The organism is Bacteroides sp. 3_1_13 (genome assembly GCF_001185845.1).
Lineage (GTDB): Bacteria > Bacteroidota > Bacteroidia > Bacteroidales > Bacteroidaceae > Bacteroides > Bacteroides xylanisolvens.
Map to the genome: position 1 here is coordinate 1,712,876 of NZ_KQ236956.1, position 26,698 is coordinate 1,739,573.

General features: G+C 43.5%; 18 protein-coding genes. 2 read left to right on the forward strand and 16 right to left on the reverse strand.

Annotated features, from left to right (window positions below; all coding sequences use genetic code 11):
* Positions 1-15 precede the first annotated feature (15 nt).
* The gene (locus tag HMPREF9009_RS19495) at positions 16-1,344 is read right to left on the reverse strand and encodes a hypothetical protein (RefSeq protein ID WP_009040822.1); all 1,329 of its coding nucleotides are present in this window, start codon (positions 1,342-1,344) and stop codon (positions 16-18) included.
* A 225-nt stretch (positions 1,345-1,569) separates the two neighbouring features.
* On the opposite strand from HMPREF9009_RS19495, the gene prmA reads away from it, so the two are divergent.
* A complete protein-coding gene (gene prmA / locus HMPREF9009_RS19505) occupies positions 1,570-2,418 on the forward strand; it encodes a 50S ribosomal protein L11 methyltransferase (protein ID WP_009040821.1) in 849 nt (282 codons plus the stop codon).
* Positions 2,419-2,643: 225 nt separating this feature from the next.
* Here prmA and HMPREF9009_RS19510 read toward each other — a convergent pair whose 3' ends face one another.
* The 10 genes from HMPREF9009_RS19510 to HMPREF9009_RS19555 form a co-directional block, all read right to left on the reverse strand.
* Positions 2,644-3,150: a flavodoxin gene (locus HMPREF9009_RS19510; protein WP_004314967.1), complete on the reverse strand. Its 507-nt coding sequence runs from the start codon at positions 3,148-3,150 to the stop codon at positions 2,644-2,646.
* Between the two features lie 12 nt (positions 3,151-3,162).
* Entirely contained in the window at positions 3,163-5,199 is a 2,037-nt protein-coding gene (locus HMPREF9009_RS19515) for an alpha-ketoacid dehydrogenase subunit alpha/beta (protein ID WP_049703046.1), read from the reverse strand.
* A gap of 37 nt (positions 5,200-5,236) precedes the next feature.
* Positions 5,237-6,673 carry a dihydrolipoamide acetyltransferase family protein gene (locus HMPREF9009_RS19520; RefSeq protein WP_049703047.1) on the reverse strand — a complete coding sequence of 479 codons (1,437 nt, stop codon included), beginning with the start codon at positions 6,671-6,673 and terminating at the stop codon, positions 5,237-5,239.
* 108 nt (positions 6,674-6,781) lie between these two features.
* Positions 6,782-7,504 (reverse strand): lipoate--protein ligase family protein, encoded by a 723-nt coding sequence (locus tag HMPREF9009_RS19525; protein ID WP_083444217.1) that lies wholly within the window; start codon positions 7,502-7,504, stop codon positions 6,782-6,784.
* A 19-nt stretch (positions 7,505-7,523) separates the two neighbouring features.
* The gene (lpdA, locus tag HMPREF9009_RS19530) at positions 7,524-8,867 is read right to left on the reverse strand and encodes a dihydrolipoyl dehydrogenase (protein ID WP_049703048.1); all 1,344 of its coding nucleotides are present in this window, start codon (positions 8,865-8,867) and stop codon (positions 7,524-7,526) included.
* A gap of 76 nt (positions 8,868-8,943) precedes the next feature.
* Positions 8,944-9,837: a glycoside hydrolase family 25 protein gene (locus HMPREF9009_RS19535; RefSeq protein WP_004325606.1), complete on the reverse strand. Its 894-nt coding sequence runs from the start codon at positions 9,835-9,837 to the stop codon at positions 8,944-8,946.
* Between the two features lie 156 nt (positions 9,838-9,993).
* Positions 9,994-11,640 carry a diphosphate--fructose-6-phosphate 1-phosphotransferase gene (locus HMPREF9009_RS19540; protein ID WP_049703049.1) on the reverse strand — a complete coding sequence of 549 codons (1,647 nt, stop codon included), beginning with the start codon at positions 11,638-11,640 and terminating at the stop codon, positions 9,994-9,996.
* Positions 11,641-11,846: 206 nt separating this feature from the next.
* Complete coding sequence (locus HMPREF9009_RS19545) at positions 11,847-13,226, reverse strand: efflux transporter outer membrane subunit (protein WP_008643984.1); 1,380 nt, start codon at positions 13,224-13,226, stop codon at positions 11,847-11,849.
* On the reverse strand, positions 13,226-16,330 hold the full coding sequence (locus tag HMPREF9009_RS19550; RefSeq protein WP_049703050.1) for an efflux RND transporter permease subunit: 3,105 nt from the start codon (positions 16,328-16,330) through the stop codon (positions 13,226-13,228). The genes HMPREF9009_RS19545 and HMPREF9009_RS19550 overlap by 1 nt, the downstream gene beginning before the upstream one ends.
* Before the next feature lie 3 nt (positions 16,331-16,333).
* Complete coding sequence (locus tag HMPREF9009_RS19555; protein WP_008021831.1) at positions 16,334-17,590, reverse strand: efflux RND transporter periplasmic adaptor subunit; 1,257 nt, start codon at positions 17,588-17,590, stop codon at positions 16,334-16,336.
* Positions 17,591-17,861: 271 nt separating this feature from the next.
* Here HMPREF9009_RS19555 and HMPREF9009_RS19560 point away from each other — a divergent pair, with 271 nt between their 5' ends.
* On the forward strand, positions 17,862-20,078 hold the full coding sequence (locus HMPREF9009_RS19560) for a patatin-like phospholipase family protein (protein ID WP_049703051.1): 2,217 nt from the start codon (positions 17,862-17,864) through the stop codon (positions 20,076-20,078).
* A gap of 172 nt (positions 20,079-20,250) precedes the next feature.
* On the opposite strand, the gene HMPREF9009_RS19565 is transcribed toward HMPREF9009_RS19560, so the two are convergent.
* From HMPREF9009_RS19565 to HMPREF9009_RS19585, 5 genes are all read right to left on the reverse strand, one after another.
* Positions 20,251-22,596: a beta-galactosidase gene (locus HMPREF9009_RS19565; RefSeq protein ID WP_049703052.1), complete on the reverse strand. Its 2,346-nt coding sequence runs from the start codon at positions 22,594-22,596 to the stop codon at positions 20,251-20,253.
* 639 nt (positions 22,597-23,235) lie between these two features.
* Entirely contained in the window at positions 23,236-23,856 is a 621-nt protein-coding gene (locus HMPREF9009_RS19570; RefSeq protein ID WP_049703053.1) for a carboxypeptidase-like regulatory domain-containing protein, read from the reverse strand.
* A 452-nt stretch (positions 23,857-24,308) separates the two neighbouring features.
* On the reverse strand, positions 24,309-25,841 hold the full coding sequence (locus tag HMPREF9009_RS19575; RefSeq protein ID WP_049703054.1) for a hypothetical protein: 1,533 nt from the start codon (positions 25,839-25,841) through the stop codon (positions 24,309-24,311).
* Complete coding sequence (locus HMPREF9009_RS19580; protein ID WP_049703055.1) at positions 25,816-26,241, reverse strand: ExbD/TolR family protein; 426 nt, start codon at positions 26,239-26,241, stop codon at positions 25,816-25,818. Before HMPREF9009_RS19580 ends, HMPREF9009_RS19575 begins: the two co-directional genes overlap by 26 nt.
* The gene (locus HMPREF9009_RS19585; protein WP_049703056.1) at positions 26,238-26,693 is read right to left on the reverse strand and encodes an ExbD/TolR family protein; all 456 of its coding nucleotides are present in this window, start codon (positions 26,691-26,693) and stop codon (positions 26,238-26,240) included. The genes HMPREF9009_RS19580 and HMPREF9009_RS19585 overlap by 4 nt, the downstream gene beginning before the upstream one ends.
* Positions 26,694-26,698 lie beyond the last annotated feature (5 nt).

The window sequence follows — 26,698 nt, forward strand, 5'->3', positions numbered from 1 at the left end:
CCATTTAATTAATACTTATCTTCTGGCACTGCTACTACGAGAGGAACCTCCACCTGATGATGATCTAGAAGAAGAACCACCGCTCGAATAACTACCCCGAGAGCTACTGCCACCTGACGAAGCTGGAGAATAACTACGTGAAGAAGAACGAGAAGTACCATAGGAAGAAGAACGGGTATTACTATTACTTGCTGGAGAATAACTACGCGGTGCTTCTGAACTTCCACGACTATAAGTTGATCTTGCACTACTGCTTCTAGTAGTGGTTCCAGACGAACGCGAATAACCAGAAGAACCAGTCGAACGGGAAGATGAAGAACTTCCGCTACTTCTAGTACTACTTGGACGAGAATAAGTAGCACTGCTACGACTACTTGAGCCACTGCGTTCACCTGAAGTCCGTGTACCCACTACACGTCTGGAAGTAGTTCCCCTACTATAAGTAGAACCAGAAGAACGAACAGAACTACCTTCTGAACGAACTGCAGAGCCTCCCCGAACAGAAGAACCACTGGAACGAACGGCACTCGAACCATAACGACGAATAGTAGAAGGATTCCTGTAACTGCTTTGTCCGGAAGAACGACGGTTTGTATAGGTAGGACCTGTCCAACGACCGCTTCCACCTCCGCCCCAGCCCCAGCTAGGACCACCATGCCAGTGGTGATGATGTCCCCAATATCCGCCGCCATACCAGCCACCCCAGTAGCCGCCACCCCAATAACCGGGGTAATATCCCCAAGAGTAATAAGGACGATTCCATCCCCAGCCATAGTTCCATCCCCAGCCGTAAGAGCCATAACGCCAATCCCACCAAAGCGGGTTACTGAACGTCGGGAATGCATAAGCATACATACCATCGGTATATACGTTCCAGTCCCATGAATTCGGACCGTAAACTACATCCCAGTACAACGGACTGCTGATACTGATAGCAAAACGCGGATTGCGGAAACGGATGATACGTTCAGCGTATTCATAGTCGTCTTCCGTACCATTGAATTCGCCCGTCACCCATTCTCCGTCCAAATCCGGATTAGATTTTTCTTTTATATATAAGGTATCATTATCCATTACGAATTCATTTTCACGTGCATCGTAACGGCGGTTATATTCATCCACATCCCGTGTTCTTCCCTTACGGTCCTGAACAACCACTGTAGTACCCGGTGAAGTATAGATGTTAGTCGTCACCTGTTTCTTCGGTTCCTTCTTAACTGGAGTTTCTTTCTTCTCCTGTTTGTCTTTAGAAGGTACGAAGTAAAGGTCGTCATCAACGCTTTGTGCAAAGATACCTATCGGAAGGCACAAGGCAAATAGCAAGAAATAAACAATCTTTTTCATATCATCTCGGTTTATGTAATTACTTAAACTTATTCACGTTACAAAGATAAGGAAGAGATTTTTCGTCCGGGGGAGATTTTCCCCAAAGGATAATAGGGAAATCCCTATTTCTAACTATCTTTGTAGAAGATACAACGCTCACCGGCATAAAGTTCAGGCAAACTTGACTTTCTATACCCGGATTGCTGTATCTTTGCACATTATTCACCAGCATTAAAAACAACTATGAAGTATTTTGAGTTCACATTCCGCACCCAGCCTTGTACCGAAACCGTCAATGACGTACTGGCTGCCATATTGGGTGAAGTCGGATTTGAAAGTTTTGTTGAGTGTGAAGGCGGACTGACCGCATATATCCAACAGACATTGTGTGATGAAAACGCCATCAAGATTGCCATCAACGAGTTCCCCCTACCCGATACGGATATTACTTATACATATACCGAAGCGGAAGACAAGGACTGGAACGAGGAATGGGAAAAGAATTTCTTCCAACCCATCATTATCGGAAACCGATGTGTGATCCACAGCACTTTCCACCAAGATGTCCCCAAAGCGGAATATGACATCGTCATCAATCCTCAAATGGCCTTCGGAACAGGACACCACGAAACTACCAGCCTCATCATTGAAGAATTATTGGACAGCGAACTGAAAGATAAATCCCTGCTCGATATGGGCTGCGGAACTTCGATTCTTGCCATCCTCGCACGTATGCGGGGCGCACGTCCCTGTACGGCCATCGACATTGATGAATGGTGCGTACGAAACTCCATCGAAAACATCGAGTTGAACCACGTAGACGATATTGCCGTATCACAAGGAGATGCCTCGTCGCTTGCAGGAAAAGGACCTTTCGACGTTATCATTGCCAACATCAACCGGAATATATTACTAAATGATATGAAGCAATATGTTGCCTGTATGCATACGAATTCCGAACTCTATATGAGTGGATTTTATATAGACGACATTGCCGCCATCCGCGAAGAAGCGGAGAAGAACGGGCTGACTTTCGTTCATTATAAAGAGAAGAACCGTTGGGCAGAAGTGAAATTTATTTATAAAGGATAAGAGCCAACAAATATCTTTAAAAGAGAAAGCTCCCTTATCATTAAAAGATATAAGGAAGCAAGCAAAAATCGCAGTCGATATACGCTATAAACAAGCGTAAGACTCCAGATTAATGCAGAAAAAAATAGTGACGGTATACGCGTGGGATAGTGACGCTATCCATAGCATATACCGTCACTATTTGCATTGGATAGCGTCACTATCTTATAAAGAGAAACAAAGTCGTTACGCGAACTCTTTTTTGACCTGTTGGCACCATGCTTTGATTTTCTTTTCCGCCTGTTCGGACTGATTATCCAAATCGACAACCAACCCGCACCACTGCTCGCCACGTAAAGCCTTTGAACGTTCAAAAGTGTAACCTTCGGAAGAAGTAAAACCGACCAAGGTAGCCTCATCCCCTTCAAAGACTTCTGCCAGCAAACCGATTCCATCCGCAAAATTCTCCGGATAGCGTATCTGATCTCCCAAACCGAAGATAGCAACCTTCTTACCTTTCAATTTCATTGTCCGGAGTTCCGGCAACAGTTCGTCCCAATAAGTAGGAAGTTCTCCGTCAAACCAGGTGGAAGCACCCACAATGAAGCAGTCATAAGCTGCAAAATCATTCTGCCAGGCCTGCTCGATAGGCACTACTTCTATCTTGTCTTCACCAAACTCTTTCTGTATTTTCTCTGCCACCCAACTCGTTCTTTCGGCTTTGGTAGCATAAAACAAACCTATCTTTTTCATAATTCTTCTCTTTTAATATTCCAATAATTTCCGTGCAGCTTCGTATATCTTAGCTTCGTCCGGCAAAATTTCTTTTTCCAGTATCGGATTGAAACCGACGGGAGTAAACGTAGAACCGACACGCTGCACCGGTCCGTCGAGATAACGGAACATTTCCTCACCAATCATTGCTGCAAGCTCCGCACCAAAACCGGAGAATACTTTATCTTCATGTACAACCAATGCTTTGCTGGTCTTCTTGACCGATTCAAAGATTGCCTCTTTATCCAACGGAATCAGAGAACGGATATCGATCACTTCTACTTTCCAACCACCCTCTTTCTCCAATCGTTCGGCAGCATGCAGACAGAAATGGGTCGTATTTCCGTATGTGATAATACTCAAATCCGTACCCTCACGGCGGATACGTGCTTTTCCGAAAGGTACTTCAAAGTCTTCCGGCACCACAGTGGCGGCTTCTACCGAATTATACAATGCTTTCGGTTCGAGAAACAAAGTAAATCCCTTAGAGCGCATACTAGTACGTAACAATCCGGCTGCATCATCGGCAAAAGAAGGGCAGACAATTCGTGCTCCCGGCAATGTAGTCAAAGCTCCTTCTATATTTTGAGAGTGATACAACCCACCACCGATATAACCTCCGGAAGCCAACCGCAGCGTTATATTCGGGGCAAACTTACCATTGCTGCGCCAATACTCATGCGTACATTCTACATATTGTTCTACGGCAGGCCAGAAGTAATCGGCAAACTCCGCTCCCTCTATCACGACATGGATTTTAGGATCAAAGCGGCTCATTCCGTTGGCGGTGCCTACAATATAATCTTCGGCAATCGGCGCACTGAACACACGGGCTTCGCCGAATTCCTGCTGCATCCCTTTGGTGACATTAAACACGCCGCCTTTCTCTCTGTTTGCTACGTCCTGTCCCCAGATAAACGTATCGGGATTGTAGCGGAATTCGGCTTTCAATGTCTCGTTAATGGCATTTACCAGGAAGGTCTTTTCGCCCTCTGCTTCATGAGTACCTTCTTTGTACTTCTGGGGTTGATAAGGTTCGGGTATCACAAAATCGTAGATGCTCTTAGGATCAGGATCGGGAGCAGCTAACGCTTTTCGGTTGGCAGCCGACAGTTCTTTCTTTGCGTCAGCTTCGATCTGTTGCAACTCTTCTTCTGTCAGGCGTTTGTAACGCAACAACATCCGGCGGAATTTCATCAGCGGATCGGCATCTTTTACGTATTCCAGTTCGTTCTCATCCCGGTACAGGGTATGTTTATCCGAGTTGGAATGGGAACCGATACGAACACAGTTGGCCTGCACAATCACCGGGTTACGGGTTTCCCTTGCATATTCGTGAGCTTCGGTCATGGCATTCATCGAATCGAATACATCTTTTCCATTGCAATAGATGATTTTCAGGTTCTTGAAACCGGAGAAGTTCTCGGCTACTTTGCGGTTGGCTGTCTGTTCCGATTTAGGGACAGAGATACCATATCCGTTGTCCTGTATCACAAAAATGACAGGAAGACGTTCAAGGCTGGCGCCATTGATAGCCTCATATACAAATCCTTCGGAAGTGGCAGATTCTCCGTGAGAAGTGATGGCGACTCCTTTATGTCCATAATATACCATTGCCCGTGCCACACCTGCCGCATGAAGGTCGTGTGTACCCGTTGCAGAAGAAATGTTTTCGATGTGCCATTCCGGTTTGGCGAAATGGTTCGACATGTGACGTCCGCCGCTGCCCGGGTCTGTCGCTTTCGAGATACCATTCAGGATGATTTCTTCCGGAGTCATTCCGGCAGAAAGTACAGTCAGCATATCGCGGTAGTAAGGAAACAGGAAGTCTTCGCCCAAAGTGAATACCTGACCGATGGCAAGCTGAATACCATCATGCCCCGCGTAAGGAGCATGATAAGACCAACCCAAAGATTGTAGCAGGTATGACGGTGCTTTTTCATCCAAAGCACGCCCCAATGTCATCAGATGATACCACTTTTTCAGGGTTTCTACATCTGTTGTTTTTATATCATATTTCTTTTTCATAGTGAATGAAGTTCTTAATGAGTGAAACAATCAGTTATCAGCCTTGCCAGTTTTCGAGGTAGTCGGCTATAAAGTGAAGGAAGTTACCTCCCAACATTCCGTCTACTACCCGATGGTCATAAGACAAAGACAGATACATTTTATGGCGGATGGCAATCGTATCGCCTTCCGGTGTTTCTATCACAGCAGGTTTCTTTTCAATATATCCTACTCCCAAAATAGCAACCTGCGGCTGATTAATTATCGGTGTACCGAACAGGCTCTTGAACGTTCCGAAATTGGTAATGGTAAATGTACCGCCATCAATATCTTCCGGCATTAATTTATTATCCCTTGCTTTCAGGGCTAAAGAGTCAATGGCAACTGCCAGGCCATTCAGATTCAAACGATCGGCGTCATGCACCACAGGCACAATCAGATTTCCATCATTCAGAGAGACAGCAATACCTACATTGATATGTTTCTTAAAAAGGATATTATATCCGTCTACTGACACATTCACTTGAGGATAGGCTGCCAATGCTTTCGCTACGGCCTCGGTTATCACAGGCATATAAGTCAACTTCACTCCTTCGCGACGGAAGAAAGCATCTTTATTCTTTTCGCGCCAACGCACCAGTTTGGTGACGTCTACTTCTACCACATTGGTTACATGAGGAGATACTTTCTTAGACATAACCATGTGGTCGGCAATAATCCGGCGGACACGATCCATCTCTTTCACTTCAACTCCAGGCATGGCAACAGGAGCAGACGATTTGGATGAAGTAGCAGCCGACTGTGTAGCAGGGGCAGATGCAACCGGAGACGTTTTCGGAGTTATCTGTTCGGGAGCAACAGCCACCGATGGTTTGCTTGTAGCCGGAGCAGCAACGGCAGAGGCTGGCTTCTGTTCAGCCATATCTCCTCTTTTCTTCTTTTCAATATAGTCTTTTATATCTTTCTTACTCAACCGCCCTTCATAACCCGTACCTTGTATAGCATCCAACTCTTCTTTCGGAATCTTAGCCTCCCGCGCCAACTGAATCACAACAGGAGAATACCAACGTTCTTCCTCAACAGCAACGGGTTTGGATGTATCAACGGGGGTTGATGCAGTATTCACTGATTGATTCTTAGCAGTGTCCGTTGATGATTGCGATGTTCCGGAAACATCAGCAGCAACCTGGCCAGCATCGGCTCCTTCATTTGCAGTACCTTCGCTTGCCGGCTCTGTACCGGATGCTTCTTCGCCATCCAAATCAATAATGGCGACAACTGTTCCTACAGCAACCGTGTCACCTTCCTTATATAAAATCTCCACCACTTTTCCCGCTACGGGAGAAGGGATTTCCGCACTTACTTTAGCAGTATTCACTTCAAAAAGCACATCGTCTTCCTGAATCATGTCACCCACCTTTACAGACCAAGAGACAATGGTCCCTTCGGTTATACTCTCGCCCAACTTAGGCATTTTTATTTCGAATTTTGACATAGACAGTAATTTTATTATTCAACCTTAGATATATTACAACAATGGGCTGAAATAGAAAGTTTTAAGTTAAGTAAATTTTAACCGGAGGCCAATCGGTACAACCAAGCATCAACGGCTATATATCCACTCTTTCTGAATATATTTCTCCTCCCGAAGCTGATTGACAGCTTCTATCTCCTCCTTAGTGAAAGCTCTGACAGATTGCGACTTACTGAAATACTGAAAAGCCTTTTCTTTGAAATCAGTGACAGTCCCCGCCGGCAAATGCCTGCGAATATTAGTTACCTCACTCCGAACGGAAGGAACAGCATATACAGACGATAACGTTTCATCATCGACCATCGGTTCCGGATTCAATGCTTCATGTAACGCTGTAAGATCTGTATCATACAATAGCGTGCAATGATACAATACCCGATCCTTGTACAGGCATTGCGCACTTCCTGATATTTTCAATCCATTCAGATAAATTCCCAATCGTTCGCCTCCTGTTGCCATCACTCCCATAGAGTTCAGGAAATCCAACGTCCGCTGCAAATACGTGACAAACTCCGGCAAGCGGGAAGTCGTTTCTATAAAAGTCAGATTGACATTGCCCAAATCATGGTACACTGCTCCTCCACCAGAAAAACGACGGGCAATATGTACCTGCTCCCGTTCCGCCCATTCCTGATCGACTTCCGACCGTAACCGTTGATGCTTCCCTATTACCACAGAAGGAGTGTCCTGCCAAAGCATGAAAATGTCTTCATTTCCCTGCTTCAACAGATATTCTTCTGCAGCCAAGTGAAAGTAAATATCAGAAAACGGACTATAGATACATCGAATCATAGGTCAGACAGAATAAGAGTTAAAACATAATCTCGTGATAAATCTCTCCGACCGTAGGATGCGGAAATACAGTCTTCTGAAATTCTTCCACCGTATAGCCTCTCTGAATAGCAATACCTGCGATCACAATGAGTTCCGACGCCGGATTTCCCAATATGTGACAACCAATGATCTTCCCTTCTTCATCCTGAATCAACTTACAAAGGCCGTTTCCCTGTTCATTCTCGGCTACAAACCGACCGGAATAAGCCATCGGTAATTTGGACACACGGTAAGAAAGTCCTGATTTTATCAATTCTTCTTCTGTCTTTCCCACTCCTGCCACTTCGGGATTGGTATAAACAACTCCCGGAACACAATCGTAATTCATCCGGTCTTCCACTCCCAAGATATGATTGATAGCGACTTCCGCTTCACGAATAGCGGTATGTGCCAATAAAGAATAACCTGTAATATCCCCACAAGCATATACGCGGGGATGCGAAGTCAACAGATGTTCATCTACTTTGACCCCATTCCGATGCAATTCTATATTCAGCTTGTCCAGCCCCACTCCGGATAAATTTGCCTTACGGCCTACACTAAGCAAGATTTTCTCCGCTTCAATAGTGGAAACTTTGCTTTCTTTTTCTATCACGACTCCATGAGCGTTCACTTCCACTACTTTCGTATTCAAATAGAAAGTGACTCCCCGTTTGGCATATTCGGCGCGAAGCATACCGCTCGTTTCCTTATCCATCACTCCCAAAATCTCCGGCATCATTTCTACCACATGCACCTTTACTCCCATGCTGTTGAAGAAAGAAGCAAATTCCATCCCGATCACTCCACCGCCAATAATAACAAGCGTCTTGGGAAGTTCTTTTATCTCCAACGCCTCCTTGGAAGTCCAATAACTGACTCCCGACAATCCCGGTATGGGAGGAATCACTGTATCGGAACCGGTACATACCAGCAAGTATTTCACGGAATAGGTTTCTCCATCACAGGTGATGCGGAGCATCCCCTCTTTCTCTCCTTCTATAAAAGCTTCTTTCTCCACGATCGTCACTCCGTAAGAATTCACAGTCATCTTCACGCCACCCGTCAACATTTTCACTGTTTTGTCTTTGCGGCTCATAATCTTGGATAAATCGAACGAAGGAGATTCGGCAGAAACGCCATATTTGGAAGCACTTTTGATGCTATCCAGTATTTTAGCAGAATATAACAAAGTTTTAGTAGGAATACACCCCTCATTGAGACACACTCCACCCATTGCCTTTTTCTCAAAAAGAACGGCTTTTAATCCGTTGGCCCCTGCCCGTTCGGCAGCTGTGTACCCGGCAGGACCACCACCAATAATAGCTATATCAAAGTTCATAATCGTATCTTTTTTAGTAATAATACGATTATAACAAATGAGAGAAGAGATAAGTTGTTGGGAAAAGAAATACCTGTTACTTAATTGTCAGCTTTTTAAGTTCCTCTAACGAGCCATTGAACACGTTCAGGTCTACGTCTTCTTTGATACCGGGAACACTTCCTACATCAGTATGTTGCCAAAAGTCCCATTTCCCCTGATACTTTACAGAGTCAACATAATAATGGGCAATCCAGTAAGGGTATGTATTGAAGATGGAATCGTCCAGATAACGGGTTTTAAATTTATAAGAAGTATAAAGAATAGGTTTCACTCCATAATGAGATTCCACCCGGTCTAGCCAGCGTTTAATGCCTTGCTGCAATTCCTTTTTTTCCTTCCGCCCGGTCACTTCCACATCAAGTACGGGAGGTAAATCACCCGTGTCCAGTTTCACCGTACGAATAAAGAAGTCCGCCTGTTTCAAAGCATCCGTACCAGGAATATAAAAATGATAAGCACCACGGATAAATCCATGGTTACGGGCATTGGCGAAGTTCGCCTCAAAGGTTGTGTCGTTATGATCTCCTCCTTCTGTAGCTTTCATAAAAACGAAATGCAAAGGAGTAGCCGTCTCTTTATTTTGCAACAGTCTTTTCCAATCAATCTTTCCCTGATAATGAGAAATGTCAATACCATGAATATCATATCCATCAGGGATACAAACTCCGTATTCCTTTAAACCATGACAAGGTTTCCATCGATAAGCATAAGGACGGATAAAGAAATAGTAGAATACAACGGAAAAACAACCGATAATCACCACTGCCAAAATGTTACGAATCCAGACAGGCATCACAGTTCGATGCTTCATCTGTTCCTTTTTTGAGGTACGGGAAGTTTTGGAAGAAGAGGTCGTTCCCTTTTTCTTGGTAGTGGAAACAGTTCTTTTCTTCTGTACGGCAGACATCGGGTTGTTGCGTTGCGGCATTTACTTTAAACGATCAATGTTTTTAGAGATAGGCACGGATTACGCGAATTAACACGGTTTTTTAGTTATTTCTTATAAACCGTGTAGTCCGTGTAGTCCGTGCCTGAAAGAATCTTTCATTGCAACTGTTACATCAACAACTGCTCTGAAGTGTATTTATTTAGCTTGTTCCAGCTGCAAAGTCTTAGTTGCCTGGTCGCAAACTTCTGTAGGACCGAAGTACTGGATCGGACCCGGATATACATAATCCGTTTCGATAGCCCAACGATCACGTTGCGCAGCAAATGCCTTGAAAGGAGCACCATCCAGTTTCACCAATGCTTTCTGAATAACCGGTTTCATTTCACCGTGGCGACGTTCCATGTTCATCATCATAGTGATAGGCACACCACCAGCAATCCATTCAGCAGCAGGAGCAGTTGTGTTGCGTACAGAAGACATATAACCAGTCTTACCGTTAGCAATCAACATAGAAGCTGTGTAACCCAGAGAGTAGCAATAGTCAGCGTCAAAGTTTGACGGAGCAGCACAACGTCCTTCATAACCGAAGAAGTGGTGTTGAGCAGCAAATTTACCAACATACTTGCCTTCTTCTTTCCATGCAGCCAACTTAGTAGCTACCATTTCAGACAACAGTTTTTCTGTTTCGATCAATGATACCTGAACGTTTCCGTGCGGGTCACGATCCAAAGTCAACTGACGAGCAACACCTTCCGGCAGACTTGCGTAGATAGCAGAGTTTTCCGGAGAAAGTTTACGGATGATATAATCACGTTGGTGAGATTTCTTAATCTGACCGAATTCTTCAGCATTAGCAGCCAGGAAGTCGTTCAATTCAGCAATCAGGCGTTTCATGGCAGGAATGAATTCTACCAATCCTTCCGGAATCAATACAGTACCGAAGTTGTTTCCCTGTGCGGCACGGTCAGCTACCACTTTAGCGATGTAAGTCACTACATCGTCCAAAGACATATCTTTAGCTTCTACTTCTTCAGACACGATACATACGTTAGGCTGTACCTGCAAAGCACATTCCAGTGCGATGTGAGAAGCCGAACGACCCATCAATTTGATGAAGTGCCAGTATTTACGTGCAGAATTACAGTCACGTTGAATGTTACCGATTACTTCTGCATAAGTCTTACACGCTGTATCGAAACCGAAAGAAGTTTCAATCATATCGTTCTTCAAGTCACCGTCGATTGTTTTCGGGCAACCGATTACCTGTACACCATACTTCTTAGCAGCATAGTATTCAGCTAATACACAAGCGTTTGTGTTAGAGTCGTCACCACCAATGATAACCAATGCTTTGATGCCAAGTTCTTTGATGATTTCATATCCCTTTTCGAACTGGCTTTCTGCTTCCAGTTTCGTACGTCCGGAACCGATGATATCGAAACCACCTGTGTTACGGTATTCGTCGATAATATCAGCAGTCAGTTCCATATAGTTGTGATCTACCAGACCACCAGGACCCAGGATAAAACCATATAATTTGTTTTCCGGGTTCAATTTCTTGATACCGTCGAACAAACCGGAGATTACATTGTGTCCGCCCGGAGCCTGACCACCGGAAAGAATTACACCTACGTTCATAGCGGGAAGAGCAACAGCTTCACCAGCTTCGAATGTAATCAACGGCATTCCATACGTGTTCGGGAATAACGCTTTGATAGCTTCCTGATCGGCTACAGATTGAGTAGCAGCACCTGCTACAGCCTTAACAGCTCCTGATGCCAATGCTTTCGGAAGTTTGGGCTGGTAAGCAGCCCTTGCGATTTGCAATGCACTTTTAGTCATTTTCTTTAATTTTTTATTTAAAGGTGTTAGTAAGTTTCTTGTCAAACTTGAAAAGCGTTGCAAATTTCGCACTTTTTTCCGAATTATGAAAATTCTTCTGTTGTTGTTTTTAAGACAAAAAGAAGAAGAAAGAAAAATTAAGGCTACCTCCCGGTGTGGGAGATAGCCTTTACGTTTTCTTCAATGAGTGAATCGATATGATAATTCTAGGGATTTTGTTCCCAACCTCCACCAAGAGCCTTATAAAGTTGAACTACCGCAATCAACTCGTCACGGATAGCATTACTCAACCCAATCTGTGCATCAAAATATCCACGTTGGGCATCCAATACGTCCAGATAATTAATAACTCCATTGATGTATTGCAGTTGTGCCAGGTCCATGTAGCTCTTGGCCGAACGTTCCAAATTGGCACGAAGTTCATACACTTCCTTGATCTTGTTGAAATTGACAATTGCATTACGTGTTTCCTTGAAAGCTTCCAGTACGGCTTTTTCATAACTATGTACTTCAGCCTCATAAGCTGCCTTTTTGGCTTTTAATGCCGCACGGTTCTTTCCCCAGCCAAAAATCGGAGTCAGCAAAGCTCCTTCCATCACTGCGTATGGAGATTTCAGAAGTTCCGACAAAGAAGTACTTTCACTACCGAAACCACCTGTCAGGGCAAGACGCGGGAACATATTTGTATAAGCCACTCCCACTTTCGCATTGGCAGCAATCAATTTCTGCTCTGCCTGACGGATGTCGGGACGACGTTCCAATAATGTAGACGGCAATCCAACAGGAAGTGTTTCCGGAGAATTGAATTCCTGAAGCAAACGGGAACGGGCTATCTTATTAGGATATTCACCCGCAAGATAGGCAATATCATTTTCTTTCAGGGAGATTTTACGTTCGAGGTCAGGAACCAAAGTTGCCGTACGCGCCAATTCCACCTGTGCCTGTCGATAGGAAGTCTCGGAAGTCAACCCGCCGGCAAACCGGATACGTGCCAGACGTACTCCTTCTTCACGGGCTTTTAATGTTTGCTTTACGATGTCCAGTTCTGTATCTAAAGCAACCAATTCATAGTAAGCCTGTGCCACTTCAGCAACAATCGTCATCCGCAATGCGCGTTGCGCCTCGATAGATTGCAGATATTCGGCAATACTGGCCGAACGTGCCCAGCGCAGATTTCCCCAAAGATCGAGTTCCCATGAAACGAGGAATTGTGCTTCAAAAGTATCTGATCTCTTGAAAGCGTCTCCTCCATGATTTTCGAGTTCACGTTCTGCCGTTACTTTTCCTTTGATATCCGGAAGTAACGCAGCGGTGGAAATACGTTTCTGTGCTGCCATTTCTTTCACACGGGCAGCGGCAATCAACATATCCTTGTTATGATCCAGTGCACGTTCTATCAGACTTCTCAAGGTAGCATCCGTATAAATATCCCTCCAGTCCTGATCGCCGAAACTGATCGAGTCTTGCGCTCTTTCCAAGCTGTCGGGCAAATGAAGATCAGGACGGACATAGCTTTTCCCTACCTTGCAGGAAGTCAAGACTCCGGCAAGTAACAGAATAGCAATATATAGTTTCTTTCGTTTCATTATTTCTTATGTTTTAAAATTTTCGACTTTGTTTTATACACCATCACAAAGAAGAACGGCACAAGAATGATACCGAATACAATGGCAAATATCATTCCGAAAAATACACCTGTACCGATTGCCTGTCGGCTTGCCGCCCCCGGACCGCTTGCCAATACCATCGGAAGCATACCGAGTACGAATGCGAGAGAAGTCATCAAAATCGGACGGAAACGCAATTTGGCTGCGTAGATAGCCGACTGCACCAGGTCTTCACCTTTATCTACCTGTACTTTTGCAAACTCTACAATCAAAATCGCGTTCTTAGCGGCAAGTCCCACCAGCATTACCAGACCAATCTGGAAATAGACATCGTTCTCCAATCCGCAAACCCAGACTCCTAAATAGGCTCCCAAAGCGGCAACAGGTAAAGAGAGCAACACGGCAATAGGCACCGTCCAACTTTCGTATTGTGCAGCAAGGAAGAGGAATACGAACAGGAATACCAATGCCATCACCATACCAGTCTGACCTCCCGCCTGCTTCTCCTGATAAGAAAGGCCACTCCATTCAAGACCGATATTATCGGGAAGATGGTCACGGGCAATCTGCTCCATGATTTCCATCGCCTGTCCGGAACTATATCCCTGTGCAGCTGCTCCACGGATAACGGCCGTAGTAAACATATTGAAACGTTTAATACTTCCCGGTCCTGTGGTATAGGAGGCATTTCCTAAAGAAGTCAACGGTACCATCGCTCCATTGGAGGCTTTCACGAAGAACAGATTGATGTTGTCTTTATGTTCCCGGTAAGGAGCTTCCGCCTGAATGTAAACCTTATATATACGGTTGAACATATTAAAGTCGTTCACATACACCGAACCGGTATAAGCCTTCATGGTAGAGAACACATCAGCCAGTGGCACACCCAGCATCTTTACTTTGTCACGGTCTACATCGAAATAGAGTTGTGGTATTTCCGACTGCAAAGAAGATGACAGACCAGCCAGTTCTTTGCGCTTGGATGCGTAGTACATTAATGTATCTGCCGCGTCTACCAAATTATCGAAAGTGGCTTCTCCACGAGCTTCCAATTGCATTTCAAAACCTCCCGAGCTACCCAGTCCCGGAATAACCGGAGGAGTGGACAGATAGACTTTACATTCGGGATATTCCCTCAAATGTTTTTCCACCGTATCCATAATCTTCTCAATAGTGGTGCTCTTCCGCTCTTCCCAAGGTTTCAGGATCACCGTCAGTTCAGCACGTCCCTGGTTACTTCCAACACGCGGACTACTTCCTGTTACGTTCTGTATATATTCAATATATGGATTCTTTTCCAAATAAGCAATGGCACGTTCTGTTACGATACGGGTACGTTCCAAAGTAGCTCCCTCCGGCAGTTCCAATTCAATCTTGAAATATCCCTGGTCTTCCACAGGCAAGAAACTGGTCGGAATAATACGGTGAATCAGCATGATAGCAATCAACACCATACCAAAAGCACTCAAAACCCGGCGAGGATGCTTGATGGTGCGAGTTACAGCAGCCACATATTTATTGCTACCGATGCCCAGCCATTCATTAATCTTCCGGAAAACGATATTCTTTTTCTTTCCGTTATCCGGCTTCAGAATCAATGAACACATCACCGGGCTCAATGTCAGAGCCACTACCGTAGAAATAAGTACGGACACCACAATCGTCACCGTAAACTGACGATACAACTGCCCTGTAATCCCACTTAAAAAACTAACCGGAACGAACACTGCCGCCAATACCAGTGATGTGGCAATCAAAGCACTAGCAAGTCCGTTCATCGCTTTCTTCGTTGCTTCGTATGGGCTTAGATGTTCCGTTTCCATGATATGTTCTACGCCTTCCACCACCACAATCGCATCATCCACAACAATACCGATGGCAAGAATCAATCCTAGTAATGTCAGTATATTCAGCGAGAAACCGAAAATCAACATGAATCCGAAAGTACCGATCAATGAAATAGGCACCGCCACTACCGGAATCAACGTTGCACGCCAGCTTTGCAAGGATAGATAAACCACCAATACAACTAATACCAACGCTTCAAACAACGTCTTATATACTTCATGAATAGATTCGGAAATATAAGTCGTCATATCGAACGGAATCTCATAGCTCAATCCTTCCGGAAAATTCTTGCTAATCTCATCCATAGCCTCTTTTACTCTCTCGGCTACTTCCATCGCATTTGCTCCCGGCAACATATAAATGCCAAGAACAGCGGCATTCTCGCCGTTGATACCACTTTCCGTGTTATAGGAAGAGGCCTCCAACGATACACGCGCCACATCTTTCAACCTGATAATAGATCCGTTGGCATTGGCACGCACTACAATATCTTCAAACTGCCCTACGGTAGACAAACGTCCTTGAGTCGTAATAGGAATGGTAATATCCAGTCCCTGTACCGGTTGTTGCCCCAATACCCCAGCTGCCGATTCACGGTTCTGATCCTTCAATGCATTCTGTAAATCCTGCACGGTCAGTCCAAAGTTTGCCAACTTATCGGGTTGCGCCCATATCTGCATCGCATAATAGCGGCTACCGATATTAGATACACGTCCAACCCCAGGAATACGGCGAATTACATCGAGCACATTGATAGTAGCAAAGTTACTCAAATAAATTTCGTCGAACTTCGGATCAGTAGAAGTCAAACAAAGCGTCATCAACTGACTGGGAGCCTGTTTTTCTACCGAAATACCATTCTGAATGACTTCCGCCGGCAGACGGGATTCCGCCAGTTTCACACGGTTCTGAATCTCAACAGCTGCCAAATCCGGATCGGCAGATACGTCAAAAGTGACCGTTGCCGAAAAACCTCCGGAGTTAGAACTGTTTGATTCCATATAAAGCATACCCGGCGTACCATTGATTTCCTGCTCAATCGGAGTGGCTACCGCCTGCGACACGGTAAGTGCGCTGGCACCCGGATAGGATGCGCTGATCTTCACCACCGGAGGGGTAATCTGCGGATATTGATCCACCGGAAGCATCGTCAGACCAATAATGCCGACAATCACAATCACGATGGAGATTACAGCCGAGAAGACCGGCCTATCTATAAAAAAAGTAACTTTCATCGTTTATTCTCCTTTCGCGTTATCCTTCGTTCCGGTAGTGTTTTCTTTTACTCCGGTCACTTCATTTTTTGTCGTAGTTATACTGTCCCCAGCTTCGGCTTCCGGATCACTGACCCGTACTTTCATGCCCGGAGTCAACTTATGGAACCCTTCTACAACCACCATTTCTCCTTCTGCCAGTCCTCTTTCTACCACCACATTATTCCCGACTTCCGGTCCTAATTCGATAAAACGTTTCTCTACCGCATTATCTTTGCGCATGGTATAAATATATGCTCCACCCTTTTCGATGGTAACGGCTTTCATCGGAACAACCAGTGCACCTTCACGAACATCCAGCAACAACTTTACCTTTGTAAATTGTCCCGGCAACAATACTTGTTTCGGATTCGGCATTTCTGCACGTACAGAGAAAGTTCCGGTTTGAGGATCGACTTGCGGTTCGGCAAAATCCACATATCCTTTAAATGGATAGACGGTATTATCCGCCAATGTAATGGTAATATTCGGCTGCCAGGAACGGGTGGAATCCTGCTGTCCCAAATTAATGTTTCTTTCTTTACTCTTCAAATAATCGAGTGCTGTCATACTGAAATCCACCAACACTGTATCACTCTTCACAATGGTAGCAAGCAATGATTTTCCTCCGGGACCGACTAATGTACCCAAGTCCACATTTCTTTCACTAATGTGTCCCGATAAGGGCGAACGAACAATGGTATAACCCAATTCCAGTTCAGCCTGTGCCAAATCCGCCTCGCTCATGGCTACCGTTGCCTCGGCACTTTCATATGCAGCTTCCGCATTATCCAAGTCCAACTGGCTTGCAGCGTTCTGTTCAAACAACGGACGGATACGTTTTAAATCACGTTCCGCTTTCAAAGCCTGCGCTTCGTCTTTTTTCAATTGTGCTCTGGCTTTATCTGCTTTGGCACGATACTGGTCCTGGTTGATTACAAACAAAACCTGATTCTTATTGACATATGTACCTTCGGCAAAAAGCATATTTTCCAGATAACCTTCCACACGGGCACGTACCTCGACGAACTGTTGGGCACGAATACGCCCCACATATTCCCCGTATATCTCTACGTCGTCTTTCACTACCGGTTCAACAATGACTGTCGGCATTTCCGGCGCAGCCTTCTGAGGTCGGGTCAGTATCCAGTACACACCCAACACAACTACCATACATATAATAGCAGCAATGGTTCTCTTTCTCCTCAGTTTCAACTCATGTTTCGAAAAGAATAATCTCATATCGAATCTTATTATTTAATTTAACTTATGTTTGTTCTATATCCTTATTTACAACTCATATACCAAAAATGCGTTAGCTGCATTATTTGCTTAAAATCAAAGCATTAGATATTTCTTCGTTTTGCAGAAAGTGTGGAAATTCACTGTATGGTGTAGAAAAAATCCACATTTCCGACTTTTGGAACATTTTTTTTAGTTCCTATTTCAACAACTAAACAAATTATGCTCTACATTTGTATTATATTAAACATCAACACTAGACCACATCCTAATGAAAAAACAAATCTTTTCAACATTAGTTTTATCAATTGGCATCTTATTGCCTTTTTCTTTGCATTCTCAAGAGCAAAGGAAAAAGGTAGGTGTCGTTCTAAGCGGTGGCGGTGCCAAAGGAATGGCACACATCAAAGCACTGAAAGTAATTGAGGAAGCCGGAATTCCTATTGACTATATAGCCGGCACCAGTATGGGAGCTATCGTAGGTGGTCTGTATGCCATCGGTTATACTACGGAACAATTGGACAGCATGGTACGAAAACAAGATTGGACATTCCTGTTGAGCGACCGTATCAAACGAAGTGCCATGTCATTGACTGATCGTGAGCGGTCTGAAAAATATACAGTCTCTATCCCTTTCACCAAAACTCCCAAGGATGCTGCTGCCGGAGGACTCATGAAAGGGCAAAATCTGGCTAACCTATTTTCAGATCTCACTGTGGGGTATCATGACTCCATCGACTTCAATAAACTTCCCATTCCTTTTGCCTGTGTAGCGGCCAATGTTGTCAATGGAGAGCAAATTGTATTCCATGACGGAATACTCTCAACCGCTATGCGTGCCAGCATGGCTATTCCGGGTGTATTCACTCCGGTACGGCAAGACAGCATGGTATTAGTGGACGGCGGCATTGTAAACAACTATCCGGCAGATGTTGTAAAAGCCATGGGAGCCGATATTATTATCGGAGTAGACGTGCAGAATGCTTTGAAGAAGGCTGACAAGCTCAACAGCGTCCCCGATATTCTGGGGCAGATTGTAGACATCACCTGCCAGTCTAACCACGAAAAGAATGTAGACCTCACAGACACTTATATCCGTGTCAATGTGGAGGGATATTCATCTGCCAGTTTTACCCCGGCAGCCATCGACACTCTGATGCGAAGAGGCGAAGAAGCGGCTAAAGAACAATGGAATTCGTTGCTTGCCTTGAAAAAGAAGATAGGAATAGCCGAAGATTATACTCCGAAGCAACATGGCCCTTATTCTTCTCTTTCCAATGCACGCACAGTTTATGTGACGGACATCTCATTTTCCGGTGTAGAGGTGGATGATAAAAAATGGCTGATGAAGAAATGTAATCTGAAAGAAAACAGTGACATTACCACTCAACAAATAGAACAGGCCTTGTATCAATTACGCGGTAGCCAATCCTATTCCAGTGCCAGCTATACGTTGAAAGAGACTCCTGAAGGTTATCACCTCAACTTCCTGTTGCAGGAAAAATATGAAAGAAGAATCAATCTGGGCATCCGTTTCGATTCGGAAGAAATCGCGTCTTTGTTGGTGAATGCAACGGCAGACCTCAAAACTCATATTCCTTCCCGCCTGGCTCTTACCGGTCGATTGGGTAAACGATATGCTGCCCGCATAGACTATACGCTGGAACCCATGCAGCAACGTAATTTCAACTTCTCGTATATGTTCCAATACAACGATATCAACATTTACGAGGAAGGTGACCGTGCCTATAATACAACTTACAAATATCATCTGGCCGAATTCGGCTTCTCTGATGTATGGTACAAGAATTTCCGTTTCGGACTCGGTCTTCGTTTTGAATATTACAAATACAAGGATTTCCTGTTTAAGAAACCTGAAATCTCCGACCTGAAAGTAGAATCGGAACATTTCCTAAGTTATTTTGCCCAAGTGCAATATAATACATACGATAAAGGACGTTTCCCTTCTAAAGGAAGTGACTTCAGAGCCGCCTATTCACTCTATACGGATAATACGGCACAATACAACGAACACGCTCCATTTTCAGCACTGAATGCTTCGTGGGCAAGCGTCATTCCTGTAACCCGCCGTTTTGCAGTCATTCCTTCCATTTACGGACGTATCCTGATCGGAAGGGATTTTCCTTATCCGCTACAAAATGCCATTGGTGGTGAAGTCCCCGGTTTCTATATTCCTCAACAATTACCTTTTGCCGGGGTTACCAATCTGGAATTAATGGACAACACCGTTATGATCGCCTCTATTAAATTCAGGCAACGTATGGGAGCCATTCATTATCTCACGTTGACAGGCAACTACGGACTAACGGATAGTAATTTCTTCGATATATTGAAAGGCAAACAATTATTCGGTATCAGTGCCGGCTATGGAATGGATAGTATCTTCGGACCATTGGAAATATCATTAGGATATTCCAATCAGACGGATAAAGGAAGCTGCTTTGTGAATTTAGGATATTATTTCTAATTACCCAGACAATATCGGTCAAGCTAAAAAGAGAAGTAAAAGAAAAACCGTCACTCACGTGAAAGTTATTCTTTTACTTCTCTATAACTTAATGAACAAACTTAATAATTAACCTTATGACTTAAATGTCTTCAGTGTACATCATAGACATACAATTATCTTATTATTCCCTTTAGATTTTAAAGGGTGTCATTTTCAGATATACCCGATAATCTTTAATCATGCCTGTCTTACCGGCTTCTGCTCTCGGCAAATATGAAAATCCGGTTACTACCTTATCTTCACCGAGATTAATCACAATCTGATGCGGGAATTTATGTTTGGCAGCCGAAGAATAGCTTGTGTGCCAAAAGGTAGATTCCTGCAAGTCGAACACATTCGTTGCAATATTATTCGCTTCTTCCGTTTCCTCACTATCTGCATAAACAACTTTCCAATGTTGGCGTGACAAGGGCTTGCCATCAGCTCCCAGTAACTCCAATTCCGCAATGGCTGCAAAATCTTTCCCATCATGTGCATTCAATGCTTCCAGACAGAAGAAACGTGTTTCCACCTCTTTTCCAAACTTCACATGTTGCCAACCATTACCCGCCTTGAAAGAACCTTTATAAACGGGCGTTTCTCCGCTCAAGTCCAAGTTCTCACCTACTTTACGATGTGCATAGGCAGCACCATGAACGCGTAAATTATCGAGAATAGGTTGTTGCAAGCCTGCCGTTTCCGGTTGTACAGGTCCAGCCATATCCAATATAATCACTTCGTTCTCACCTTTCTTCAACCAACATCCCGGCACATATAAGGTTTGTTGTGGTCCTATTTCCCAGTAACGTCCAATAGCATAACCATTCACCCAGACCATCCCTTTACTCCAGTTAGTCATATCCAGGAAAGTATCACCGGTTTTATCCAGTGTAAATGTTCCACGATAATATGCAGGGTCTTTTTTCGGATTATCTTGTTTCACAAATTTCTTATTCTTTGCAAAAGCATAATCAACCGGGATATTATAAACTTTCCAATTCTTCAATGAAGTAGCAGCACCGTCCGATTGAATTTCCACCTTTTCAGTAATACCTTTCCAATCATAAATACCTTTACCGAAATTCATACGGCCCATCGCTTCTACTAGAATATCCAATTGGGCTCCTTCTTTCACAGGTGGAAGAATAACAGTCCCTTCCCCTTTCAAACGACTTAACGTCGCCAATTTCTTGCCATCAAGGAAAACCTGTGCCCAGTCATGAGCCTCTGTAATTGTCAGAACTTGCTCTTCGTTAGATGCCGGAAGTGTAGTTCGATATAGAATACTTCCCCAACCCTGATCAAACGCTTCCATTGACTGAATATTTTCACTGATTTTTGGCTCCGGCAGATTATCAAACAGTATCGCCACTTCATCTAACTTAAATGAAGGAACAGTAATCGTTGGAATAGAATCCGGGATTTCCGGCAACGATTCGCCTTCAGGTAAATAGTTACTTAACAATTTACGTACTTCAAAATATTTGGGAGTGACTTTTCCTGATTCATTGATAGGTGCATCATAATCATAAGACGTACATGTCGGAGAGAAGTTCGGGAAGTTTGCTCCTCCCCAATGTCCGAAACTAGTACCTCCATGAGTCATATATAAACTAAATGAAATATTACGATCGAGCATATCTTTCATTCCTTTTACCAAATCCTCCGCACTGCGTGTTTCATGCTTCGCTCCCCAATGATCGAACCATCCGGACCAGAACTCACTACACATCAATGGAGTATCAGGACGAAGCTCTTTCAAACGTTCAAACTGCTGATCTATATTGGCTCCCGTACCAAAATTGACAGTCCAAAGAAGATCATCCAAAGCATTGTTCTCAAAATTAGAATTCCAGTCACACTGGAATAAAGGTACCCCTGTGAATCCCGCTTGCTTCACAAGATCACGGATAGCAGAAATATAAGGCTTGTCAATACCAAATGAGCCATATTCATTTTCTACTTGTACCATAATTATATTCCCACCTTTACTAATCTGAAGATCAGCAAGTTGTTTACCAACTTCATTCATAAACAGTTTCACACGTTCCATATAATACGGATCCTGTTCACGGAGCTTAATATCTTTCTTTTTCAGTAACCACCAAGGCAATCCGCCCATCTCCCACTCTGCACACACATAAGGACCAGGACGCACAATGACGTACATACCATTCTCCTGTGCAAGACGACAAAATGCTGCAATATCCTTTTGCCCGGTAAAATCATATTTTCCTTCTTCCGGTTCATGGAAGTTCCAGAAAACATAAAGGCAAATGGTATTCATACCCAACGCCTTAGACATTTTAATACGATGTTCCCAATATTCTTTTGGAATACGAGGATAATGAATCTCTGCCGCTTTTACGACAAACGGCTCTCCATTAAGTAAGAAAGTCTTGTCACCCACCTCAAATGTTCCCTTTGAAGATTGAGTACAGGAAGTGCTGAATACAGTCACTAACAAAATAAGCAAATACAATAAAGGTCTTTTCATTTTCAATCTATTCTATTGTTTTCATGATACATTAATCTCTTTAGAAATTCACCACCGGTTAATGTTTCCATTAAAACCGATAGCGAATTTGAAAACTAATCCCATTTAATTACCCCAAAAAACTAAAACTATTACCTATTGAAAACTAAAAAATAAACACACATATCAATTAATCAAATCTGAATCTGTTACTTTACAAATCAGTATAAAATTCTCGATACTATATTCTATGAAATTACAATTGCAAAGATGGAACATTATTTGAGAACAAAGGTCTTCAAATCAGTCAAAACAGTATAAATATCATTCAATATAACGTAAGAAACTGTCTTTGAGCGATAATACACCATTCAATAATAAAAATCCTGCCAATACCTTTTACAGTACCGACAGGATCAGCATTCATAGAGAGGGTTAGCTAGTTCTTATTTATTAGACATATTATTTTATCAGCCTAAACCAATTCTACTTAATATAAAAGGAAATAACCAAAGAAACAGAGATGAAACAATAGCTTAAAAAATTTCAATGACAATGGTAGCCGGTATAATATACCAGAACTGGGTAAAGCTTTCTCCTATAAGAATACCACTCCAAACAAAATCCAATAATACAGAATTCATATTCGTCTATTTTTTATTATAAGCTATTCTTGTGCAACACAACTTTTATTTTCCCGGCCTTCCTCTTCCTTACCCTCACCTCCTTCGTCTTCATACCTGAAAGACTAACCTCCAAAACAGGTCTTTTTCCTGATACTTGAAGCATGAATCGACCATTCAGGTCAGAATATGTCTTATGGTTAGCTCCTCTTTCAATAATTTCCGCACCTATATTCGGATGACCGTATTTGTCTACAACAGTACCTTTTACAGTGACAGCCTTTACCTTTTTAATGACAACTCCTCCCGCCACGACAGTACATCTTCTGACAACCCGATTTCCCATAACTTCCACTTGTGGAAGCATATTAGAGTCATTTTTCAAACGATCCTCCCCCACTTGCTGCCCATTCAATGATGTAGCCCCCATTGCAGACATTCCAAGCGAAACACCCACTATTTTAATAACCAGTCCCATCCTCCGACGGAAAAGAAGTTGCTGTTCCAGATAATGCACTTCAGCCTCACACTTTGGACATGTACCTAAACAATCTCCCCGATATTTACATTCGGATGTAATGAGTTCGATATCATTAGCTTCCGCTATCTGTCTCCGAATTTCTTTCAATATTCGGCATTTTTGCTTACCTTCTTTCATCACTATATTTATTTAAATAGGTTATTCTCTTGCCATATATCTATCTTTTCAAAGAATCAATCAATTTGCAAATGCAAGATAAGAAGAAAAAAAGAAGAAATAAGAGATAGGTGTACCCAAAAAGTTTACATTTTTTCCTCATCCCAAGAATCCGAATAATATTGAAAGAAATTATAATGAAGAATACTGGATATTTTGAGAAGTAAGAGCGTATTTATACCCGGCTTTGAGAAAATTTTATAAACATTGCTTCGCGAGCAACACAGCTGCTCTGCAAACCAGACAATAGACCGCCCTTGACGATATAATTCCTGTTGTATCAATTGTCCTATGTGTACTGCTTCTTGTTCCATTCGTGGTATAAAAGAAAGTTATGGAAAGAGCAAAACTCTTTCACATAACTTCTACCAATAATTAATTCCTTAAACAATCTTTTCTATTTAAACACACATCTATTTATCCTGCGGAATAATCAAGAAGCTGAATCCACAAGCTCCTCCACCACCGTTTTCCAATCGAACCAGAACACGATTCCATCCTTGCCTGAATTCAAAAGGAGCAATATGCTCGTCAATATTATACCAACTGGTACCATAATCACGCCACACATCTTTACCATTGATCCATACCCGTCCACTATCATCCGTACCGATAGCTACCAACATCGTAGTAGCCTCATCAAAATAAAGCTCCGTATAAGCATAATAGGTTGAATTTCCGGTAGTAACAGGTACCGTATTGTGCATGGACTCACTTTGCATAAATTTCCAACGCAATGTTCCATCCAAATGCACCTCTTCTCCAATCACTTTAATCGGGTCGGAATCCGTTTCCATAATTCCCGTCCCCACCTGTCCATCCGTATATACAGCATCAAAATCCACAGAAATTTCAGGTGGATGCACAATCGAAAAATCTTCCCGTCCATAACTATCCCATGGACCAATCATATACCAGGTGTTGATATACAACCACCCTTTGCGTTCTGCATTCTTAGAAAAACGACGTCCGGGTAAAGCTTGTGCTTTCACCATTGCCTGATTCAAACGTGAGCCTGCATAATGATTCATCGGTCGCTTGTTCCCATTCCCCTGGGCTGCTTCACCCATGCCACCATTACCGCTTCCATCTCCATTGCCTCCGCCTTCGCTTCCACCAGGCTGACCATTACCTTCACCGGCACCTCCACCAGGTTTTCCTACCTGCTTCACTACTCCGAAAAGATTTTCCAGACGTGATTGAGCAAGTCCGGCCTGCCGTGTCGCTTGTCCCAACAATCCACGATAGTTATTCAAATCAGCCGTACTTTTTATACTCAAACCGGCACTGGCATTACTGCCATCCGAAGTCCCCCATTCTCCACCCTTTGCCTGCATCCGAATCAATTCGTCAAAACTTGGCATACGGGAAGCACCCGCCTTTAATGAATTATACACTTCAGGAAATGAAAGTCCTCTCGAAAGAGCTTGTTTGGCAGCATTAGTCGCCAAATGATTCTGTTGTATTTCAGCTTCATATTCACGCAAAAGAGCATACATATCCTCTACAGATGCATTCGCCGGAGGATTACCAGTTTGCGGTATATTTCTTGCTTTTGATGTATCATTAGCATCGGCAGGAGCTGAACGCGGCAACTGGCGTGTTTCCACCTTAGTCAACAACTCATCTTTCCGTTCCCTCATCTTCTTGGCCATTTCCTGAAACTTACGAAGCTGATCCTCCAAATTCTTTTTAACCAACACTTCCGACTGTTTAACCAGTTGCTCGGAATAGTTGGCAGGAAGCACCCTTTGCGACTGCTCCTTCTTTATTTTTTCACTGACGCTTTTCGGAGACTTTTGTTTTTTCGCCTGCAAATCAATAGCTCCCTGATCCGGCGACGGCATCATCCATATAAACAAAGCTCCTCCCACGAAACAGGCCAGTGCAATAATCCATGACAGGATAACCGTCAGACGGCTACTCCCTGTTGTAGTTTTCGTCATAAGTCCGTATTCCTATATTCGTTAAATTATAAAACTGACAAGCATCCATCACTTCCACAAAACGGCCGAACGGAGTATGCTTATCCATATCGATGCGGATACGCCGGCCCGGATCAGAGATACAAGTCTCCCGCAATTGTTCCATCATAAAATTGGTTGAACAAGGTTGTCCGTCCCAATAAAAGTTACCTTCAGCATCCAGTCCCACAATAGCCTGTTTGTCATCCGGTTTCAATTTAACCGCAGACTCCGAAGTAGGTAAATCCACCGGAATATCCCTGTTTTTCACCTTTGTCATTGTCGATACAAGGAAAAAGATCAATAGCAGAAACACACAGTCGATCAAAGGCGACATAGACACTTCCGGTTCATCTTCATTATTAAACAACGATAGTCTCATAGGCCTAAATATGGTTTACTTCCCAAGCGGACACGTGTACGCGTGAACCCTTGTATTTGACATTGATCGAATATCTCTATCACCGTACTCACCGGAACAGTCCGGTAAGCTGCCACATCAATCGCAATTTCCGTCCCCTCACTATTACGAAGTTCAGTCAGAAAAGCATGTAAGTCCGAAATCGGTATATAGTGGCTCTCTCCCGAATAAGCATCGTGCCCCACTACCTGATACACATTCTTATCCTCATCTACCGCAATGATAACAGCCTCTTCTCCCGCACGTGTAGTAGAAAGGCTGGACGTCATCGAAGGAAGCGACAATGGGATTTGCATTTCCCATTTCTTCATCATGGTAGTCACGAGGAAGAAGATCAATAGCAAGAAGACACAGTCTATCAAAGGAGACATCTGCACCTCTACCTTATCTTCATCATCATAATTTAATCTCATGGCTG

Bases quoted from the DNA above. Each gene is read 5' to 3' on its own strand.
- HMPREF9009_RS19495 (WP_009040822.1), bottom strand. From the start codon at position 1,344: ATGAAAAAGATTGTTTATTTCTTGCTATTTGCCTTGTGCCTTCCGATA.
- prmA (WP_009040821.1), top strand. From the start codon at position 1,570: ATGAAGTATTTTGAGTTCACATTCCGCACCCAGCCTTGTACCGAAACC.
- HMPREF9009_RS19510 (WP_004314967.1), bottom strand. From the start codon at position 3,150: ATGAAAAAGATAGGTTTGTTTTATGCTACCAAAGCCGAAAGAACGAGT.
- HMPREF9009_RS19515 (WP_049703046.1), bottom strand. From the start codon at position 5,199: ATGAAAAAGAAATATGATATAAAAACAACAGATGTAGAAACCCTGAAA.
- HMPREF9009_RS19520 (WP_049703047.1), bottom strand. From the start codon at position 6,673: ATGTCAAAATTCGAAATAAAAATGCCTAAGTTGGGCGAGAGTATAACC.
- HMPREF9009_RS19525 (WP_083444217.1), bottom strand. From the start codon at position 7,504: ATGATTCGATGTATCTATAGTCCGTTTTCTGATATTTACTTTCACTTG.
- lpdA (WP_049703048.1), bottom strand. From the start codon at position 8,867: ATGAACTTTGATATAGCTATTATTGGTGGTGGTCCTGCCGGGTACACA.
- HMPREF9009_RS19535 (WP_004325606.1), bottom strand. From the start codon at position 9,837: ATGCCGCAACGCAACAACCCGATGTCTGCCGTACAGAAGAAAAGAACT.
- HMPREF9009_RS19540 (WP_049703049.1), bottom strand. From the start codon at position 11,640: ATGACTAAAAGTGCATTGCAAATCGCAAGGGCTGCTTACCAGCCCAAA.
- HMPREF9009_RS19545 (WP_008643984.1), bottom strand. From the start codon at position 13,226: ATGAAACGAAAGAAACTATATATTGCTATTCTGTTACTTGCCGGAGTC.
- HMPREF9009_RS19550 (WP_049703050.1), bottom strand. From the start codon at position 16,330: ATGAAAGTTACTTTTTTTATAGATAGGCCGGTCTTCTCGGCTGTAATC.
- HMPREF9009_RS19555 (WP_008021831.1), bottom strand. From the start codon at position 17,590: ATGAGATTATTCTTTTCGAAACATGAGTTGAAACTGAGGAGAAAGAGA.
- HMPREF9009_RS19560 (WP_049703051.1), top strand. From the start codon at position 17,862: ATGAAAAAACAAATCTTTTCAACATTAGTTTTATCAATTGGCATCTTA.
- HMPREF9009_RS19565 (WP_049703052.1), bottom strand. From the start codon at position 22,596: ATGAAAAGACCTTTATTGTATTTGCTTATTTTGTTAGTGACTGTATTC.
- HMPREF9009_RS19570 (WP_049703053.1), bottom strand. From the start codon at position 23,856: ATGAAAGAAGGTAAGCAAAAATGCCGAATATTGAAAGAAATTCGGAGA.
- HMPREF9009_RS19575 (WP_049703054.1), bottom strand. From the start codon at position 25,841: ATGACGAAAACTACAACAGGGAGTAGCCGTCTGACGGTTATCCTGTCA.
- HMPREF9009_RS19580 (WP_049703055.1), bottom strand. From the start codon at position 26,241: ATGAGACTATCGTTGTTTAATAATGAAGATGAACCGGAAGTGTCTATG.
- HMPREF9009_RS19585 (WP_049703056.1), bottom strand. From the start codon at position 26,693: ATGAGATTAAATTATGATGATGAAGATAAGGTAGAGGTGCAGATGTCT.